The following is a 14,314-nucleotide window of genomic DNA, read 5'->3' as shown; positions in this document are numbered from 1 at the left end:
AACCACCATGCCAATTTAATTTTTAATTAAAAATATTATTAAAATAGTTGTAATCAAAGCTGAATAAAATTAACTAGAGAGGTCCTCAGGTTTCAAGCCACCGCCCTGTATAACAATTAAGCCCGTGCTGTTTTGACAGCACGGGCTTAAAATAACCACTTATATTGGGTGTGTTATTTTATAACGTAACTTTTTAATTCTGATTTTGATAGCTGGATATTATTTATGCTGGTGTAAATTGCGATTATACCAACACTTTAGCCATATAAAATCTCCGGCAGCAGTGGTTGTATAGTTTGCACTATCTTTTACCTGGGGTTTCCAGTTTAGCATGTATAACGTTGCTGTAGGCTTTATTAAGGATAGTTTTTGTTATGCCTTTTTCTACAACAGTTGTTTTTAAGCGGGCATCGGCGCCTTGTATTTGTAAATTGGTGGTAGATGAATAACCTGCATCCTTGCTATCATCCAGGTAATCTATCTCTACCGCGCCATCATCATCTGCACTGCGCAAAGTATAAATGTGTCCGTTAATGCCGAAATAATTTTCGGCGGTGCTGCCGTCATCAACTGTATTAACAACATGGAAGGTTTTACCATTAAATACTTTAGTGGTGCCTGTTATGGTGTTAACAACTGCTGTAACGTCGGGACCTGAATTAACATTATCTATAATTGAGGCTTCGTTTTTGTATATCCATGTCGAACTGGCAGTAGTAGGTTGGTAATCAGCGGTTGCATTGCCCGGTTTATTGCTATTGTCTTTTTTGCAGGCGCTAAATACTGTGATAATTGCGACTCGCCGTTAAATTTAAAAACAAAAAAGGCCACCTTCTCAGGCAGCCCTCTTCAGTTTTAGTTAGTTTTTGTATTGAATTATTCTTTTTCGCTTTTGGCAGTTTCGTTAATGCCGCCTTCTGCTATCTGGGTAAGCAGGCCGTCGCAATTTTTTTCTTCCTTCAAAGTAGCTTCCAGCAGTTCGGCAGCTTTGTTATAACCCAGGGTTAAAGCAAGTGTGCGCAATGTACCGTACGATGCAATTTCGTAGTGTTCTATTTTTTGCGCGGCAGATATAATGCCTGCATCACGGGTTAATGTGCCTTTTTCGGTTTCAGAGATGATCTCTTCGCCTTCTTTCAGTAAACCGGCCATAGCTTCGCATTTTACCGCTACAGCTTTTTCGTCTATTGATGCAAATGCATCTTCCAGGCGGGTTATCTGGTTTTCGGTTTCGGTGATATGCGTTTCAATAGCCGAACGTAACTCATCAGACGTGGCGGCTTTAGCCATTTTTGGTAAAGCTTTAACCAGGTGTTTCTCGGCCCAGTAAATGTCTTTTAACTCGTCCAGAAATAATTCATTCAATGCCGATTCTTCTACAATCTCGGTAGTTTCGGGAGCCTTCGTGGCTTTTGTAGTTGTTTTAGTAGTTGCCATAGCAGTAGATATTGTTTAATTTGTATATAATAACAACACAACCTTAAGCTATATGTTTTACTAATAAGATAATTATTTAATTACAAGCACTATGCTCCCTTTTTACTTTTCAAGCTTTCCATCAACTGATCATACAGGTCGTTACTTTTGGTTGTATGCGGTTTAAGCTTTTTAATGGTAGCCCGTTTGCCTTTTGATTTTGCTTTGATGATTTTGAGCAATTCATCATTATACTCGTCCTTAAATTTTGACACATCAAAATCTTCGGCGTATTGCTTTATCAATGCCAGGCCTACATCCAGCTCCTTCTTGCTGATACTTACATCATCGGCAATATTCAGGTCTTCAGTGCCCCGTATCTCCTGGCCAAAACGGATACGCGTTATCACCAATACATTATCTACGGGGTGTACAATGCAAAGGCTTTCGGTACTGCGCAATACAAAACGGGCCAGCCCCGCCTTGCCCGATTTTTTTAAGGCCTGCAAAAGCAACGCGTAAGCTTTATTATTTTTGGTATCGGGTTCGGTGTAGTACGATGTTTCGTAAAACATGGGGTTTACGTCGGCAATATCAACAAAGCTTTCTATCTCTATCACTTTGCTTTTTTCGGGCGCGGCGGCTTCAAAATCGGCTTCCTCTACAATTATATAATCATCGTTTAGCTTATAGCCCTTTACAATTTTATCATAAGGTACCTCTTTATGTGTTTTCTCGTTCACGCGCTGGTAGCGTATCCGCTCATGGTCGCGGGCATCAAGCATGTCCAGGTCAATCGTGCTGGTTTGCACCGCCGAATACAATTTAACAGGGATGCTTACCAACCCAAAGCCAAGGGAGCCTTTCCAGATAGATCTCATAACAGTATGATTTTAATGCAATTACTATAACCTTTAAAAAAGCGAACGGTTTTAAAATGAGAAGATTAACTGGCTATTTATAAATAGGGATACAGGTACCTTAACAACTGTTGATGATATGCGTATTACCACGTATAATAATATACCAGCACAATGGGATTGCCACAAACTGCTGATTAAATGAACTTTACATTCATAAACTAAACACTCAAAATATTATGAAAAAGTTATTACTCAGCGCGGTATTTGCATTAACACTATGCTTTGCTGCAAAAGCACAGGACGAAACACTAGCAGAGAACCCTGCCGAAATTAAAGACACAAAAGCCTTAACTATCGACGAGCTAAAGGCACAACGTGCCGAACTGGTTGCCATGCTAAAATCGGAAGAGTTTCAAAAAACGCTGGCCAAAGCAGATGCGCTAAAAGCTCCTAAAGAAGCCGGCATAGCAGGCGTAGATGCTTTGGCAGGTATGGTATCAACCATGTTAACCCAGCTAAGAGAAAACCGTGCGCTTGTACCACAAATGTATGCCAGCGTAACCGGCCAAACCCTTGATGGCTTACCGGCTACAGAAGTAAAACCATTGTCGCCTGACCAGTTGGTTGGGTTTTCGAAAATGTGCTTGGCTATGGGGTCAAACCTGCTAAAATCATCAAAAGACCTGATAACTCTGCCGGGCGAAATTAAAAGCGCCGGGTTAATGAAAGGCATTAAGGGCCTGAAATCATTAATGTACATTAAAAGTAGTATAGGCGCTTTAAAACAAGAGATAGCCTTTAACTCAAAAATGATAAATAACCTTGTTGCAACTAATAAGTTGACCAACATGGCCGCCAATACAACAAAATAAAGATTTCTTTTATTTAGTTTAGAGAGGGTGCTGCACGGGGGGTGCTGCCCCTCTTTTTTATTTGCCTCCGGTTAATACAAACGGGAAGCGTAAAATACCGCCTGTATACATCCCCCCGTAGAGAGGCGACACTTCGCGTCTTTGACCTATTTTTACAGGTGTTCTTATTACACATTCGCTTCCACGCATCCGCATTTTTTTTGCACATTTGCAACTCAGCATCTTATACCCCAATGGAGCAGTATTTCATTATAGATTTCGACAGCACATTTACCCAAGTAGAGGCTTTAGACGAGTTAGCGCGCATATCTTTAAAAAATCATCCCGACAGGGAGGCCATCTACAAACAGATAGAAGACCTGACAAATGCCTCGATGGAAGGCCGCCTCTCATTCACCGAGAGCTTGCAGGCAAGGGTGAAATTACTTTGCGCTAATCGCGATCATTTAAAAATGCTGATCACCCATCTCAAGAAAAAGGTATCAACATCGTTTTCGCGTAATACCATGTTTTTTAAAAACCACCAGGACGAGGTGCTGATCGTATCAGGCGGGTTTAAAGAATTTATTATACCGGTTGTAACCGAATACCATATTAAAAAAGAGAATATCTACGCCAATACTTTTGTGTTTGATGAAGATGGCAATATTGTTGGTTACGATAAAGAGAACCCGCTATCACAAGAGGGCGGCAAGGTAAAGTTGCTTAAGGAACTGAACCTGCCGGGCGATATTTATGGTATTGGCGATGGTTACTCTGATTTCCAGCTGAAGGAATCGGGCATGATCAAAAAATTCTTTGCCTTTACCGAGAATATCGAACGCAAATCTGTAGCAGAAAAGGCCGATCATATTACCCCAAGTTTCGACGAGTTTTTATACATCAACAAACTGCCAAGGGCTATATCATACCCCAAAAACCGTATTAAGTGTTTAATTGTGGGGCAGGTTGATGAAGAGGCACTTGCGCAAATGAAACGCGAAGGTTATAACCTGCGCCACCGCGATAACATTGAAGAAAAATATTTAGACGAAGCCGGTGTTTTGCTTTGCGACGAGGCAAACCTGCCAAAGCCCGAGCAATTGCAAAATGCGGGCCGCTTAAAGGTAATAGGTTGCTTTGGCCGCGTTGGCCGCAAACTGGCCGAGGCCGCCTGCGAAAAAGGCATCATTATTTTTGACGACCCCAAGGCAAACCCGCGCAATGTTGACTTTATCCCCCGAAGGGTACTTGCTTTTATGAACGAGGGCAAAACACACATGAGCTGTAACTTCCCCGATTTGCAGCCACCGCGTATTAACAATGCCCACAGGCTTATTCATATCCACAAAAACGTACCGGGTATACTGGCGCAGATAAATGAGGTATTTGCCAATCATAACATCAATATAGTAGGTGAATTTTTGGTGACCAACCCGCAAATTGGCTATGTAATTACCGATGTAAATACCGGCTACGATACTCAGGTATTAAGCCAGTTGAAAGCTATTGAGGAAACGATAAAGTTTAGGTTGCTGTATTAAAATAGCATAATCATACCTGCTTGTCCTATGATAATGGCGCGCTACCGCTCGCAATAAACAGGCTTTTGTTTACTATTGCTCTACCAAAGGCACTACCAGCACTGGCACATGTGAGTTACGCACAACGGTTTCGGCAACGCTGCCCATCAGTAACCTATCAATGCCACTGCGGCTGTGGGTGCCAATAACAATCAGGTCGGCATTAAATTCTTTGCAACAATTTAAAATACCATCAGCAGTTGAACCATACTCGTTAAAATGAGTAACATGTAAACCATTAGCATATTTTTTCACGGTGCGGTCTATTATATTTTCGGCATTCTCCTTCTGAATATCGAGCAGATTCATTTCGTTAAAATCGGGAGTACTCATAGGCATACCTAAAAGGCTGTCTGATGATGTTTCGGGCGTAACGGCCGGTTCAACAATATGCACTAAACCCACATGGGCATTAAAAGTATGTGCAATATCAAAACCGTATGATGCGGCGTACTCTGCAAACTTGCTGTCGTCAATACCTATAAGTATCTTGCTAATCTTCATGGGGTAAGGGTTGGTATGTTTAATTAAACAATTAACCCGTAATATGTTTTTGGCAACCGGCTTATTTTATAGTCTGTATTTATTAAATATCCGTTTAAAATGATTGCTTTTGTCTTTATCACTGCCTGGCTTGGGCTCTGCTATGCGCTGTGCAGAATAAATACCACCTTCACCGCTAAAAAAGTAAGCGGTAAAGCAAGCTACCGCGAAAAAAATGGCGTATTCACCGCCGAAAAGTTCAATCCCCATTAAAGTACAGGCCAGCGGTGTATTGGTAGCACCGGCAAATACAGCTATAAAACCGAGGGCTGCAAAAAGGCTTATCGGCGCGTTCATCAATTCGGCAAGAGTGTTGCCCAAGGTTGCGCCAATATAAAACAATGGCGTAACCTCTCCCCCTTTAAAGCCCGTGCCCAGAGTAACGCTGGTATAAACAAGTTTCCAAAACCAGCTAAACAGATGTGCGCCGCCATGCTGAAATGCCGATACAATTGTTATCGCACCGGGATATTCGGCATCAACACCAAGGCTCAGGTAATCAGGCTTGCCTAAAATATAAGTAAGTAATATAATTACTATCCCGCCGCAAACCGGGATAAGCCAATTTACCTTGATCCATTTCAGGGATAAATTCTTAACCAGGTGTACCGCTTTGGCAAAGGCATAACTTGCCAGCCCGAAAAATGCAGAAGCCACAACCACTTTACCCAACAACCAAACGCTAACTGGGATATTGTGCCCGTAAAATTGTTGCCCGGTATTTACTACGCCAATATGATATGGCGTATGATGTACGCCCCATGCCGATACCGTAACATCAGCAACCAGGCCTGCGATTAAGCAAGGTAATAATGCATTATACTGAATACGCCCAATGGCAATAACCTCCAGCGCGAAGATGGCCCCGGTTAGCGGTGTGCCAAATACCGCCCCAAAACCCGCGGCAACACCCGCGGTAAGCACCACTTTTTTATCGGCCTCGTTCAGTCTAAACCAACTGCCAAACAGGTTAGCCAGGCTACCGCCAATTTGCACGGCCGTACCCTCACGCCCGGCCGAGCCGCCAAACAGGTGCGTAATAACGGTAGTAACCAATATAAGCGGGGCCATGCGTTTTGGCACACCTGCGCCCGGCTCATGGATCTCATCAATTATTAAATTATTGCCACGCTCGGCACTTTGCCCATACCATTTATAAAGCAGGTGTATAATCACACCAGCCGCAGGTAACAGGTACAGTAACCAGGTATGCGCAAAGCGGAAATGAATTGCCCAGTTAAGCAGCCATAAAAATAGCGCTACCACACTGCCAATAGCAATAGCCACAGGTATACTGATCAGCGTCCAGCGGATGAGGTAACTTAAGAGCGAAACTTGTTTGGAAAAGAAATTTTTAAACATAACCTACATGCAAATAAATGAATTAAATTATTTGAGTAGGCGTCATCAGCTTTGCAGCGGTTCAAATAGGCAGAACACCATTGCCTTTTTACCAAGTAAGTCAAAATTAAAAATTCAAAAGTCAAAACCAAAAATTATTAAATATTTACATTCAAACGCTTTTGACTTCAGTCTTCATACTTCCTATCTTTGCCACTATGAGCATCTCTCCCGAAATAGAAAAAAGACTTACGCTGCTACAGGAAAAATACGACGCCATGGGCCAGGATATGATATCCTACCTTGACGGCCTGCTGCATGCCGACTTTTTAACCTATTGGGATTATATTCACCTGGATACCTTGTTGAGCCTGCAAAGCCCAAAAACACCGTTCCCGGATGAAGAGATCTTCATCATGTACCATCAGATAACCGAGCTGTATTTTAAGCTTGCCCTGCACGAGTGCAATCAAATTGCCAATGCCGAAAACCTTACCGCCGCTTTTTTTACAGCACGTATAGGTCGCATAAACCGCTATTTTGAAGCACTTACCCACTCGTTCGAGATTATGGTGGATGGTATGGAGAAAGAGCAGTTCCTGCAATTCAGGATGAGTTTGCTGCCTGCCAGCGGTTTCCAGAGCGGGCAGTACCGTATGATAGAGATCCACGCTACCGATTTCATCAACCTGGTAATTGCCGATCAGCGCGAGGCCCTGGGAAGCCAGCCTATAGAAAGCCAGTTTGAGCAGATCTACTGGAAATACGGTGCTACCGAACTATCAACCGGTAAAAAAACACTCACCCTGAACCAGTTCGAAAAAAAATACGCTAAAACATTTATTGAGCTTGGTAAAAGTGTAGTAAATACCAACTTTAACGCGCTGTTGCAGCAGTTTCAATATAAAGGCGAAAGCACTAAAGCGCTGGAGGACGAACTAAGGCAACTGGATGTAAATGTTAATGTTAACTGGCCGCTTTGTCATTATAAATCGGCGGTGCGTTACCTAAACCGCGATCCGGAAGATATTAAGGCAACCGGCGGCACCAACTGGCAAAAGTACCTTCCTCCGCGTTTTCAGCGCAGGATTTTTTACCCCTCATTATGGAGTGCCGAACAATTAGAGAACTGGGGCAAAGCCTGGGTAGAGAAGGTTATCAGCGAATTATAGCGCCCTCAAAACGCCCTCAAACGCCCTTTAAACGCCATAGGTGTTCACGTTCACAGCCGTGAACGCTCGTGAACGCCTTTAAATAGCTTATAATCAGCTATATAACAATTTTAAGTAATTCAAAATGCTGACAATTAACCAATTATACCACTTTGCTTATCTGCCGGTAATTCGTTTGTATTAACCTTATCGTTGAACAGTTTTTCTATCGCGTAAAAATCCTCAAACTTATTGATGATGATCATGGATCCATCGGCAGGTAGTTTGCTGATCAGCTGGATGCCGTCCTTACGATGAACTATCTTCTTGATGTTAGGGTAAGCTATGGTAATATCGGGACGATCTTTCACGCTTAGTGTTACCCCGGTATCGTCGGTGATCAATTCGGTGCTATCAATGATCGCGAAATACTTTTTGCGCCCGAATATAAAGCCAAAACCCAGTGCTGTTATAATAACCACAAATATGCCTATGCTTAATGCATTATGCCCTTTGTAAAGCAGGTTATAGGTAAACACCACTATAATAATCGCGTAGTATACCCACATGGTGCGTACCCAGGTTTTTTTCATGTCGATGTTCCCCTGGGGGCTAAAGCGGTATACGGGCATAAGCAATAGTTTGTTAATTTGTTGTAATATAGTGTTCAGCAGGTTAAAAAGCTAAACATTTACGCAAAAATTACTACCTTGCCATTTTCTGAATGATAATCTATACTGCCATGACCGATACACTGGACATAAAAATAACCAAAGCCGCTCACTCACGCCTGGCTGAGACGGACTTTAGCAACCTGCCTTTTGGTAAGGTTTTCTCTGACCACATGTTTGTGGCCGATTACGCCGATGGCGAATGGAAGAATTTTGAGATTTTGCCTTATGGCCCTATCCTGATGAGCCCGGCTATTTCTGCGCTGCACTATGGCCAGTCGTTTTTTGAAGGTATTAAGGCTTACAAGCATGCTGATGGTACGGTCTCTATTTTCCGCCCCGATAAGAATGCTATCCGTTTTAACAAATCGGCAGAGCGCCTTTGCATGCCTACTTTACCTGAGGAGGTATTTGTACAAAGTATAGCGGCATTGGTTGACATTGACCGCGAATGGATCCCGGCCAAAGCTAACCATGCTTTGTATATTCGTCCGTTTATGTTCGCTACCGATCCATACCTGGGTGTAACGCCATCGGCTACCTATAAATATGTGGTTATTATTGGCCCAACAGGTCCATATTTTTCAAAACCATTGCGTGTTAAGGTTGAAACGCATTACACCCGCGCTGCCGAAGGCGGTATGGGCTTTGCAAAAGCTGCCGGTAACTACGGTTCATCAATGCTGCCTGCGCGTAAAGCTACCGAAGAGGGTTTTGACCAGCTGATCTGGACAGATGCCAAAGAACATAAATATGTTGAAGAAATGGGCGCCGCTAACGCGATGTTCCTGTTAGATGGTAAGCTGATAACCGCCGAAGCAAAAGATACCATCCTTGATGGCGTAACCCGCGACACAGTTATTGCCTTGGCTAAAGATTGGGGTATCCCGGTAGAAGAGCGCAAGGTATCAGTTGCCGAATTGGTTGAAGGCGCCAAAAATGGTAAACTAACCGATGCATTTGGTGCAGGCACTGCCGCTACTATTGCCCCGGTTGGCTCTATTAGCGTTGATGGCGAAGAGTATACCCTGAGCGACCCTGCTACGCGCGAGTTTTCTCAAAAGGTGCTCACAACGCTTGATGCTATTAAGTATGGCAGGGCAGAAGATACCCACGGCTGGAACTACATTGTATAAGCTTAAGCTTATTTAAATATAAAAGTCCCCGCATGAAAATACGGGGACTTTTTTGTTTGGCTGGAAGGTTAGGAGACTCCGATGGAGTCAGCGGTTTTCTTTGATTTTTCTATAAACAGGATGCTCCTACGGAGCGTTGCATAGTTCACTCTCAGGGCTCCATAGGAGCCACGTGTTATAGAAAATATGGAAAGTAGGCCTTGGACTCCGTAGGAGTCACCTTAACCCAGAGCGTGAGACTAACCTATTATTTAAATGGCTCCGTAGGAAGCGTAATATCTTTGCAGCTTAGGCTCCATAGGAGCCACGTGTTTATAGAAAATATGGGAAGCAAACTCCAAGACTCCGTAGGAGTCACCTAAAAATTAACCGGCAATGGCTTTCAGCTTTAACCTTTTCACCATTCACCTCAATAACCCTATATTTGCACCTCGTAAAATTATACCAATGAAAGTATCAGTATTAGCACAAAATTTGCACGGCTCGGAGATCATAAAAATAGCCGGCGAAATAAACGAATTAAAAAAACAAGGCCAAAACATTGCTAACCTAACCATTGGCGATTTTGATGCTGATATTTATCCTATCCCAACCGAACTCAAAGACGGCATTATTGATGCCTATAACCATAACCAAACCAACTACCCTCCTGCTGATGGCATGCTGAGCCTGCGCGAAAGCGTATCTGCATTCCTTAAAAACAGGATGGGCTTGGATTACGCCTCAAACCAGATCCTGATTTCGGGTGGTTCGCGCCCGCTGATCTATTCTACTTACCTGGCCCTGGTTGACCCGGGCGATAAGGTGGTGTTCCCTACACCGTCATGGAACAATAACCATTATTGTGATTTGACCGGTGCCGAAGCTATTTTGGTAGAAACCCGCCCCGAGAATAATTTTATGCCTACGGCAGATGAGATAGCCCCGCATTTAAAGGGCGCTACCATGCTGGCATTATGCTCGCCGCTAAACCCAACCGGTACCATGTTTGGTAAAAAAGACCTGGAAGAAATTTGCGACCTGGTTATAGCCGAAAATAAAAGCCGCGGTGCGGACGAGAAACCATTGTACCTGTTGTACGATCAGATCTACTCGCAATTAACATTTGGCGAATACAAACATTACGACCCGGTAACCCTGCGCCCGGAACTGAAAGATTACACCGTGTTTATTGACGGCGGATCGAAATGTTTTGCTGCAACAGGTGTACGTGTGGGCTGGGGCTTTGGCCCGGCGTTCATCGTAAATAACATGAAAGCCATTGTTGGCCACATGGGCGCATGGTCGCCAAAGGCAGAGCAGGTTGCCATGGCCGAATACCTTAAAAACGATACTTACGTAAACACTTACCTCGATAAACTAAAAGGTAATATCCAGGCAAGCTTAAGCACCCTGCACGAGGGTTTCCAGGCGTTAAAAGCCGATGGTTTCAGCGTAGATTCTATTGAGCCTATGGGTGCCATTTACTTAACCATCAGGGTTGATTATGTGGGCAAAACCACGCCTGATGGTAAGGTATTAGCTAATAGCGCCGATGTGAATTTTTACCTGATCAAAGAAGCGGGCGTTGCTTTAGTGCCGTTCTCGGCATTTGGTACCGGCGAGGATGTTACCTGGTTCAGGGCATCTGTAGGGGCAACAACCCTTACAGAGATCCAGCAGATGATACCACGCATCCGCGAAGCGCTGGCTAAATTAAAATAGAGAAAATTGTAGAGACGCGATACTTCGCGTCTCTTTTTGTATTGGGGACTTCGCGTCTCTTTTTATATCAAGCGAAACTTAACATCGCTTTTTGCATTATAAGATAATAACTATGGCTTACGGAACCCTTTATTTAATACCTGTACCACTTGCAGACGAGGCCGCGGCCCAATCGTTCACCCCTTATTTGGTTGATACCATTAACAGTGTAAAAGAATACATTGTAGAGAACGAGAAAACCGCCCGCCGTTTTTTAAAGCTGGCCGGTTTAAAAACCCCGCAAAGCGAATTACTGATCCATGATTATGGCAAGCATAACCGCGATGCAGGCCTTAAAGAGTTTTTTAAAGGGCTAATAGCCGGTAATGATGTTGGCCTGATGAGCGAAGCGGGCTGCCCCGGCATTGCCGACCCCGGTGCGGACATAGTAGCCGAGGCGCACCGTAAGGGTATTAAGGTGGTACCGCTGGTTGGCCCAAGCTCTATTTTGCTGGCGCTGATGGCATCGGGCTTTAACGGGCAAAGCTTTACCTTTAATGGTTACCTGCCGATAGATAAGATAGAACGCAGTAAACGTATCAAGGAACTGGAAGGCCTGGCCGAGAAGAACAAGCAAACGCAACTGTTCATCGAAACGCCGTTCCGTAACGATAGTATGCTGCAGGAAGTTCTAAAAACCTGCAAGCCGAATACCCGCCTTTGCATTGCCTGCGATATTACCGCCCCTACCGAGTTTATTAAAACCATGCCCATAGCCGAATGGCAAAAACAAGTGCCCGACCTGCGTAAGCGGCCCGCCATATTTTTATTGTTCCACGCGTAAATAAATATGATAGCCCTGCCGCAACATACCAGTGTACTGATAGTTGGCGCCGGGCCATCCGGGCTGATGATGGCTGCGCAATTGCTGCGCAACGGGGTGCAGCCTATCATTATCGATATAAAGCAGGGGCCAACCAGTCAATCAAAAGCATTAGCGGTACAGGCCCGCTCGCTCGAGATCTATAGACAATTGGAGGTAATAGATAAGGTGATAAGCGGCGGCAAACAAGCTGGTGGCTTAACATTTAATGTGGATGGTGAGCCACTGGCCTCCATAGCGTTAAAAGATCTGGGGAATACTCAAACGCTGTATCCCTTCATCCACCTGTACCAGCAAAGCAAAAATGAGCGCACCCTGTTGGAGTATTTAACTACCGCCTGTTGCCCGGTGTACTGGGGAACGACCCTCATCAGCCTTAAACAGAACAAAGGTACCGTAGAAGTAACACTGCAGAACGGCGATACCACACACTCCCTCACCTGCGATTATGTTATTGGTGCCGATGGCGCGCACAGTATGGTACGTAAACAGTTGGGCATACCCTTTGGCGGTGATACCTATCAGCATAAATTTTATCTGGCCGATGTTAAACTGGCAAGCCACATGAACGGCGATACCGTTAACCTGTTTATGGCCAAAAAAGGTTTCGCGGGGTTTTTCCCCATGCCCGAGGATAGCTCATTCCGTATAGTTGCCAGTTTGCCCGATGGATTGGAAAACAAGGAAGGCCTGGATATTAACGATGTACTGCCCGAATTGCAAAGCATCACAAAAGCAAATATTAAAATTGAACAGGTAAACTGGTTCACCATATATAAACTGCACCACCGCATGGCCGGGGAGTTTAGCGATGGCCGTTGCTTCTTAATTGGCGATGCCGCGCATATCCACTCGCCGGTTGGCGGGCAAGGCATGAACACCGGCCTGCAGGATGCCTATAACCTGGGCTGGAAACTGGCAGCGGTGATCAATGGGCAAATTAAACAAACCATCCTGGCCAGTTACGCCATTGAGCGGATGCCGGTGGCTAAAGAATTGCTGGGCACTACCGACAGGATCTTTAATGTGATCTCATCGCGCAGCTGGTTTAACGGCTTGCTGAAACGCTACATTGTCCCGAATGCCTTAAAGCTGATCTGGAAAAGTGAAAAACTGCGTGGGTACTTCTTCAGGCAGGTATCGCAAACCGGCATCAGCTATCGCGATAGTAAGCTAAACCTGCAATTGGGTAATACAAGTACCCATATAAAAGCCGGCGACCGCCTGCCGTACTTTGAAATATTTGACGAGAAGAAAAAAACGAATACTGATATCCACACCTGGTGCAGCAAACCGGGCTTTACGCTGATAACACTTGGCGAGATACCGGAAGCTTACCTGTTTACCCTTGCCAAATGGATAACGCAGGATTACCAGGGCAGCATCAACTTCTTTCACCTGCCGCCATCAAACACCAACTGGCATATTTTTGACGCTTTTGAAGTAAAAGCCGGGATGCGCAAAGCGCTCATCATCCGCCCGGATCTGCACATCGGTTACCTGAACGATATTGTGGATATAGAAATGATGAACAACTACCTGCGCAACGTGGTCGGTTTTATCAAAGCATAAAAAAAGAGCGCCCCAAACCTTAGGGCGCCCCACCAAACTATACTATATATTTATGAAAAAAGGGGTATTCGATTATTTAAGCGCTCAGCTTACTTAACATGCTGTGCCCGTTAACAGCAGCCTTGCTTTCTGCCTGCTGATAGCTGGTGATGGCTAAGCCATCCTGCATTTTTATAGTAAATGTTTCCTCACCGTTGCCTGCTGAAAGCACCAGGTATTCGCCTATGATGTTTAAAAGCGTAAGCTCCGTTGTAATGTAATTGATAGCTACCTTATGCGCCGCCATCGTAGTAACGTCTGATTCTATGAGCTCAAACTTCGGGACCTCAAAAGTGATGCTGTTGCCCAGCGTATCTGTTACAACCGGTATTTTATTTTTCAGCGTTTCAATAAAATAGCCAATTACAAAACTCAATTTATAATGCAGCAAGTTGGCGCGGCCATCGTTGTTCTTCATTTCGCTGAAGGTTGTTAGCTTATTACCGGGGTTATATGCCTGTGATTTCAGCAGGAACTCCTGGTAGGATGCAAACAGCACATTCTTTTCAAAATCGCCGGTTGATGATGCATCGATAACTTGTTTATATGTGAGTTTTATGATAGCCTTTGTCATGGTGATGG

General features: G+C 44.3%; 14 protein-coding genes and 1 riboswitch. Of the genes, 7 read left to right on the top strand and 7 right to left on the bottom strand.

The annotated features are described in order from the left end of the window. Window positions 1-301 precede the first annotated feature (301 nt). The 3 genes from IDJ75_RS17715 to ku all read right to left on the bottom strand — a co-directional run bounded on the left by IDJ75_RS17715 (window position 302) and on the right by ku (window position 2,297). Window positions 302-514, bottom strand: coding sequence for a hypothetical protein (locus tag IDJ75_RS17715; RefSeq protein ID WP_191176981.1), 213 nt, complete (start codon window positions 512-514; stop codon window positions 302-304). Between the two features lie 362 nt (window positions 515-876). Continuing rightward, the gene (locus IDJ75_RS17710; protein ID WP_191176980.1) at window positions 877-1,437 is read right to left on the bottom strand and encodes a YciE/YciF ferroxidase family protein; all 561 of its coding nucleotides are present in this window, start codon (window positions 1,435-1,437) and stop codon (window positions 877-879) included. Window positions 1,438-1,526: 89 nt separating this feature from the next. Further along, complete coding sequence (gene ku / locus IDJ75_RS17705) at window positions 1,527-2,297, bottom strand: non-homologous end joining protein Ku (protein WP_191176979.1); 771 nt, start codon at window positions 2,295-2,297, stop codon at window positions 1,527-1,529. A gap of 218 nt (window positions 2,298-2,515) precedes the next feature. On the opposite strand from ku, the gene IDJ75_RS17700 reads away from it, so the two are divergent. Together IDJ75_RS17700 and IDJ75_RS17695 are read left to right on the top strand one after the other, a co-directional pair. After that, entirely contained in the window at window positions 2,516-3,151 is a 636-nt protein-coding gene (locus IDJ75_RS17700; protein WP_191176978.1) for a hypothetical protein, read from the top strand. A gap of 233 nt (window positions 3,152-3,384) precedes the next feature. Beyond that, window positions 3,385-4,674: an HAD-IB family phosphatase gene (locus tag IDJ75_RS17695; protein WP_191176977.1), complete on the top strand. Its 1,290-nt coding sequence runs from the start codon at window positions 3,385-3,387 to the stop codon at window positions 4,672-4,674. 72 nt (window positions 4,675-4,746) lie between these two features. Here the strand turns inward: IDJ75_RS17695 and IDJ75_RS17690 are convergent, their stop codons facing one another. Together IDJ75_RS17690 and IDJ75_RS17685 are read right to left on the bottom strand one after the other, a co-directional pair. Beyond that, window positions 4,747-5,217, bottom strand: a complete 471-nt coding sequence (locus tag IDJ75_RS17690) for a universal stress protein (RefSeq protein WP_191176976.1) — start codon at window positions 5,215-5,217, stop codon at window positions 4,747-4,749. Between the two features lie 66 nt (window positions 5,218-5,283). Further along, complete coding sequence (locus tag IDJ75_RS17685; protein ID WP_191176975.1) at window positions 5,284-6,618, bottom strand: voltage-gated chloride channel family protein; 1,335 nt, start codon at window positions 6,616-6,618, stop codon at window positions 5,284-5,286. Between the two features lie 29 nt (window positions 6,619-6,647). Continuing rightward, window positions 6,648-6,712: riboswitch (Fluoride riboswitch) on the bottom strand. Between the two features lie 103 nt (window positions 6,713-6,815). On the opposite strand from IDJ75_RS17685, the gene IDJ75_RS17680 reads away from it, so the two are divergent. Further along, the gene (locus IDJ75_RS17680; protein ID WP_191176974.1) at window positions 6,816-7,769 is read left to right on the top strand and encodes a tryptophan 2,3-dioxygenase family protein; all 954 of its coding nucleotides are present in this window, start codon (window positions 6,816-6,818) and stop codon (window positions 7,767-7,769) included. A gap of 134 nt (window positions 7,770-7,903) precedes the next feature. On the opposite strand, the gene IDJ75_RS17675 is transcribed toward IDJ75_RS17680, so the two are convergent. Further along, window positions 7,904-8,380 (bottom strand): hypothetical protein, encoded by a 477-nt coding sequence (locus IDJ75_RS17675; RefSeq protein WP_191176973.1) that lies wholly within the window; start codon window positions 8,378-8,380, stop codon window positions 7,904-7,906. Window positions 8,381-8,490: 110 nt separating this feature from the next. Here IDJ75_RS17675 and IDJ75_RS17670 point away from each other — a divergent pair, with 110 nt between their 5' ends. The 4 genes from IDJ75_RS17670 to IDJ75_RS17655 all read left to right on the top strand — a co-directional run bounded on the left by IDJ75_RS17670 (window position 8,491) and on the right by IDJ75_RS17655 (window position 13,693). Beyond that, complete coding sequence (locus IDJ75_RS17670) at window positions 8,491-9,555, top strand: branched-chain amino acid aminotransferase (RefSeq protein ID WP_191177130.1); 1,065 nt, start codon at window positions 8,491-8,493, stop codon at window positions 9,553-9,555. A 447-nt stretch (window positions 9,556-10,002) separates the two neighbouring features. Next, on the top strand, window positions 10,003-11,259 hold the full coding sequence (locus IDJ75_RS17665; protein ID WP_191177129.1) for a pyridoxal phosphate-dependent aminotransferase: 1,257 nt from the start codon (window positions 10,003-10,005) through the stop codon (window positions 11,257-11,259). Window positions 11,260-11,371: 112 nt separating this feature from the next. After that, entirely contained in the window at window positions 11,372-12,082 is a 711-nt protein-coding gene (locus IDJ75_RS17660; protein WP_191176972.1) for an SAM-dependent methyltransferase, read from the top strand. 6 nt (window positions 12,083-12,088) lie between these two features. Continuing rightward, window positions 12,089-13,693: an FAD-dependent monooxygenase gene (locus IDJ75_RS17655; protein ID WP_191176971.1), complete on the top strand. Its 1,605-nt coding sequence runs from the start codon at window positions 12,089-12,091 to the stop codon at window positions 13,691-13,693. Window positions 13,694-13,769: 76 nt separating this feature from the next. Here the strand turns inward: IDJ75_RS17655 and IDJ75_RS17650 are convergent, their stop codons facing one another. Then, window positions 13,770-14,306 carry a hypothetical protein gene (locus IDJ75_RS17650; protein ID WP_191176970.1) on the bottom strand — a complete coding sequence of 179 codons (537 nt, stop codon included), beginning with the start codon at window positions 14,304-14,306 and terminating at the stop codon, window positions 13,770-13,772. Window positions 14,307-14,314: the final 8 nt, after the last annotated feature.

It is taken from the genome of Mucilaginibacter rigui, assembly GCF_014773275.1.
GTDB classification, from domain to species: Bacteria; Bacteroidota; Bacteroidia; order Sphingobacteriales; family Sphingobacteriaceae; genus Mucilaginibacter; species Mucilaginibacter rigui_A.
The sequence above is the reverse complement of the archived record's forward strand: the minus strand, read 5'-3'. Positions and strand labels throughout refer to the sequence as shown.

Coding starts and splice junctions, on each gene's coding strand:
- IDJ75_RS17710 (WP_191176980.1), bottom strand. CDS start 1,437: ATGGCAACTACTAAAACAACTACAAAAGCCACGAAGGCTCCCGAAACT.
- ku (WP_191176979.1), bottom strand. CDS start 2,297: ATGAGATCTATCTGGAAAGGCTCCCTTGGCTTTGGGTTGGTAAGCATC.
- IDJ75_RS17700 (WP_191176978.1), top strand. CDS start 2,516: ATGAAAAAGTTATTACTCAGCGCGGTATTTGCATTAACACTATGCTTT.
- IDJ75_RS17695 (WP_191176977.1), top strand. CDS start 3,385: ATGGAGCAGTATTTCATTATAGATTTCGACAGCACATTTACCCAAGTA.
- IDJ75_RS17690 (WP_191176976.1), bottom strand. CDS start 5,217: ATGAAGATTAGCAAGATACTTATAGGTATTGACGACAGCAAGTTTGCA.
- IDJ75_RS17685 (WP_191176975.1), bottom strand. CDS start 6,618: ATGTTTAAAAATTTCTTTTCCAAACAAGTTTCGCTCTTAAGTTACCTC.
- IDJ75_RS17680 (WP_191176974.1), top strand. CDS start 6,816: ATGAGCATCTCTCCCGAAATAGAAAAAAGACTTACGCTGCTACAGGAA.
- IDJ75_RS17675 (WP_191176973.1), bottom strand. CDS start 8,380: ATGCCCGTATACCGCTTTAGCCCCCAGGGGAACATCGACATGAAAAAA.
- IDJ75_RS17670 (WP_191177130.1), top strand. CDS start 8,491: ATGACCGATACACTGGACATAAAAATAACCAAAGCCGCTCACTCACGC.
- IDJ75_RS17665 (WP_191177129.1), top strand. CDS start 10,003: ATGAAAGTATCAGTATTAGCACAAAATTTGCACGGCTCGGAGATCATA.
- IDJ75_RS17660 (WP_191176972.1), top strand. CDS start 11,372: ATGGCTTACGGAACCCTTTATTTAATACCTGTACCACTTGCAGACGAG.
- IDJ75_RS17655 (WP_191176971.1), top strand. CDS start 12,089: ATGATAGCCCTGCCGCAACATACCAGTGTACTGATAGTTGGCGCCGGG.
- IDJ75_RS17650 (WP_191176970.1), bottom strand. CDS start 14,306: ATGACAAAGGCTATCATAAAACTCACATATAAACAAGTTATCGATGCA.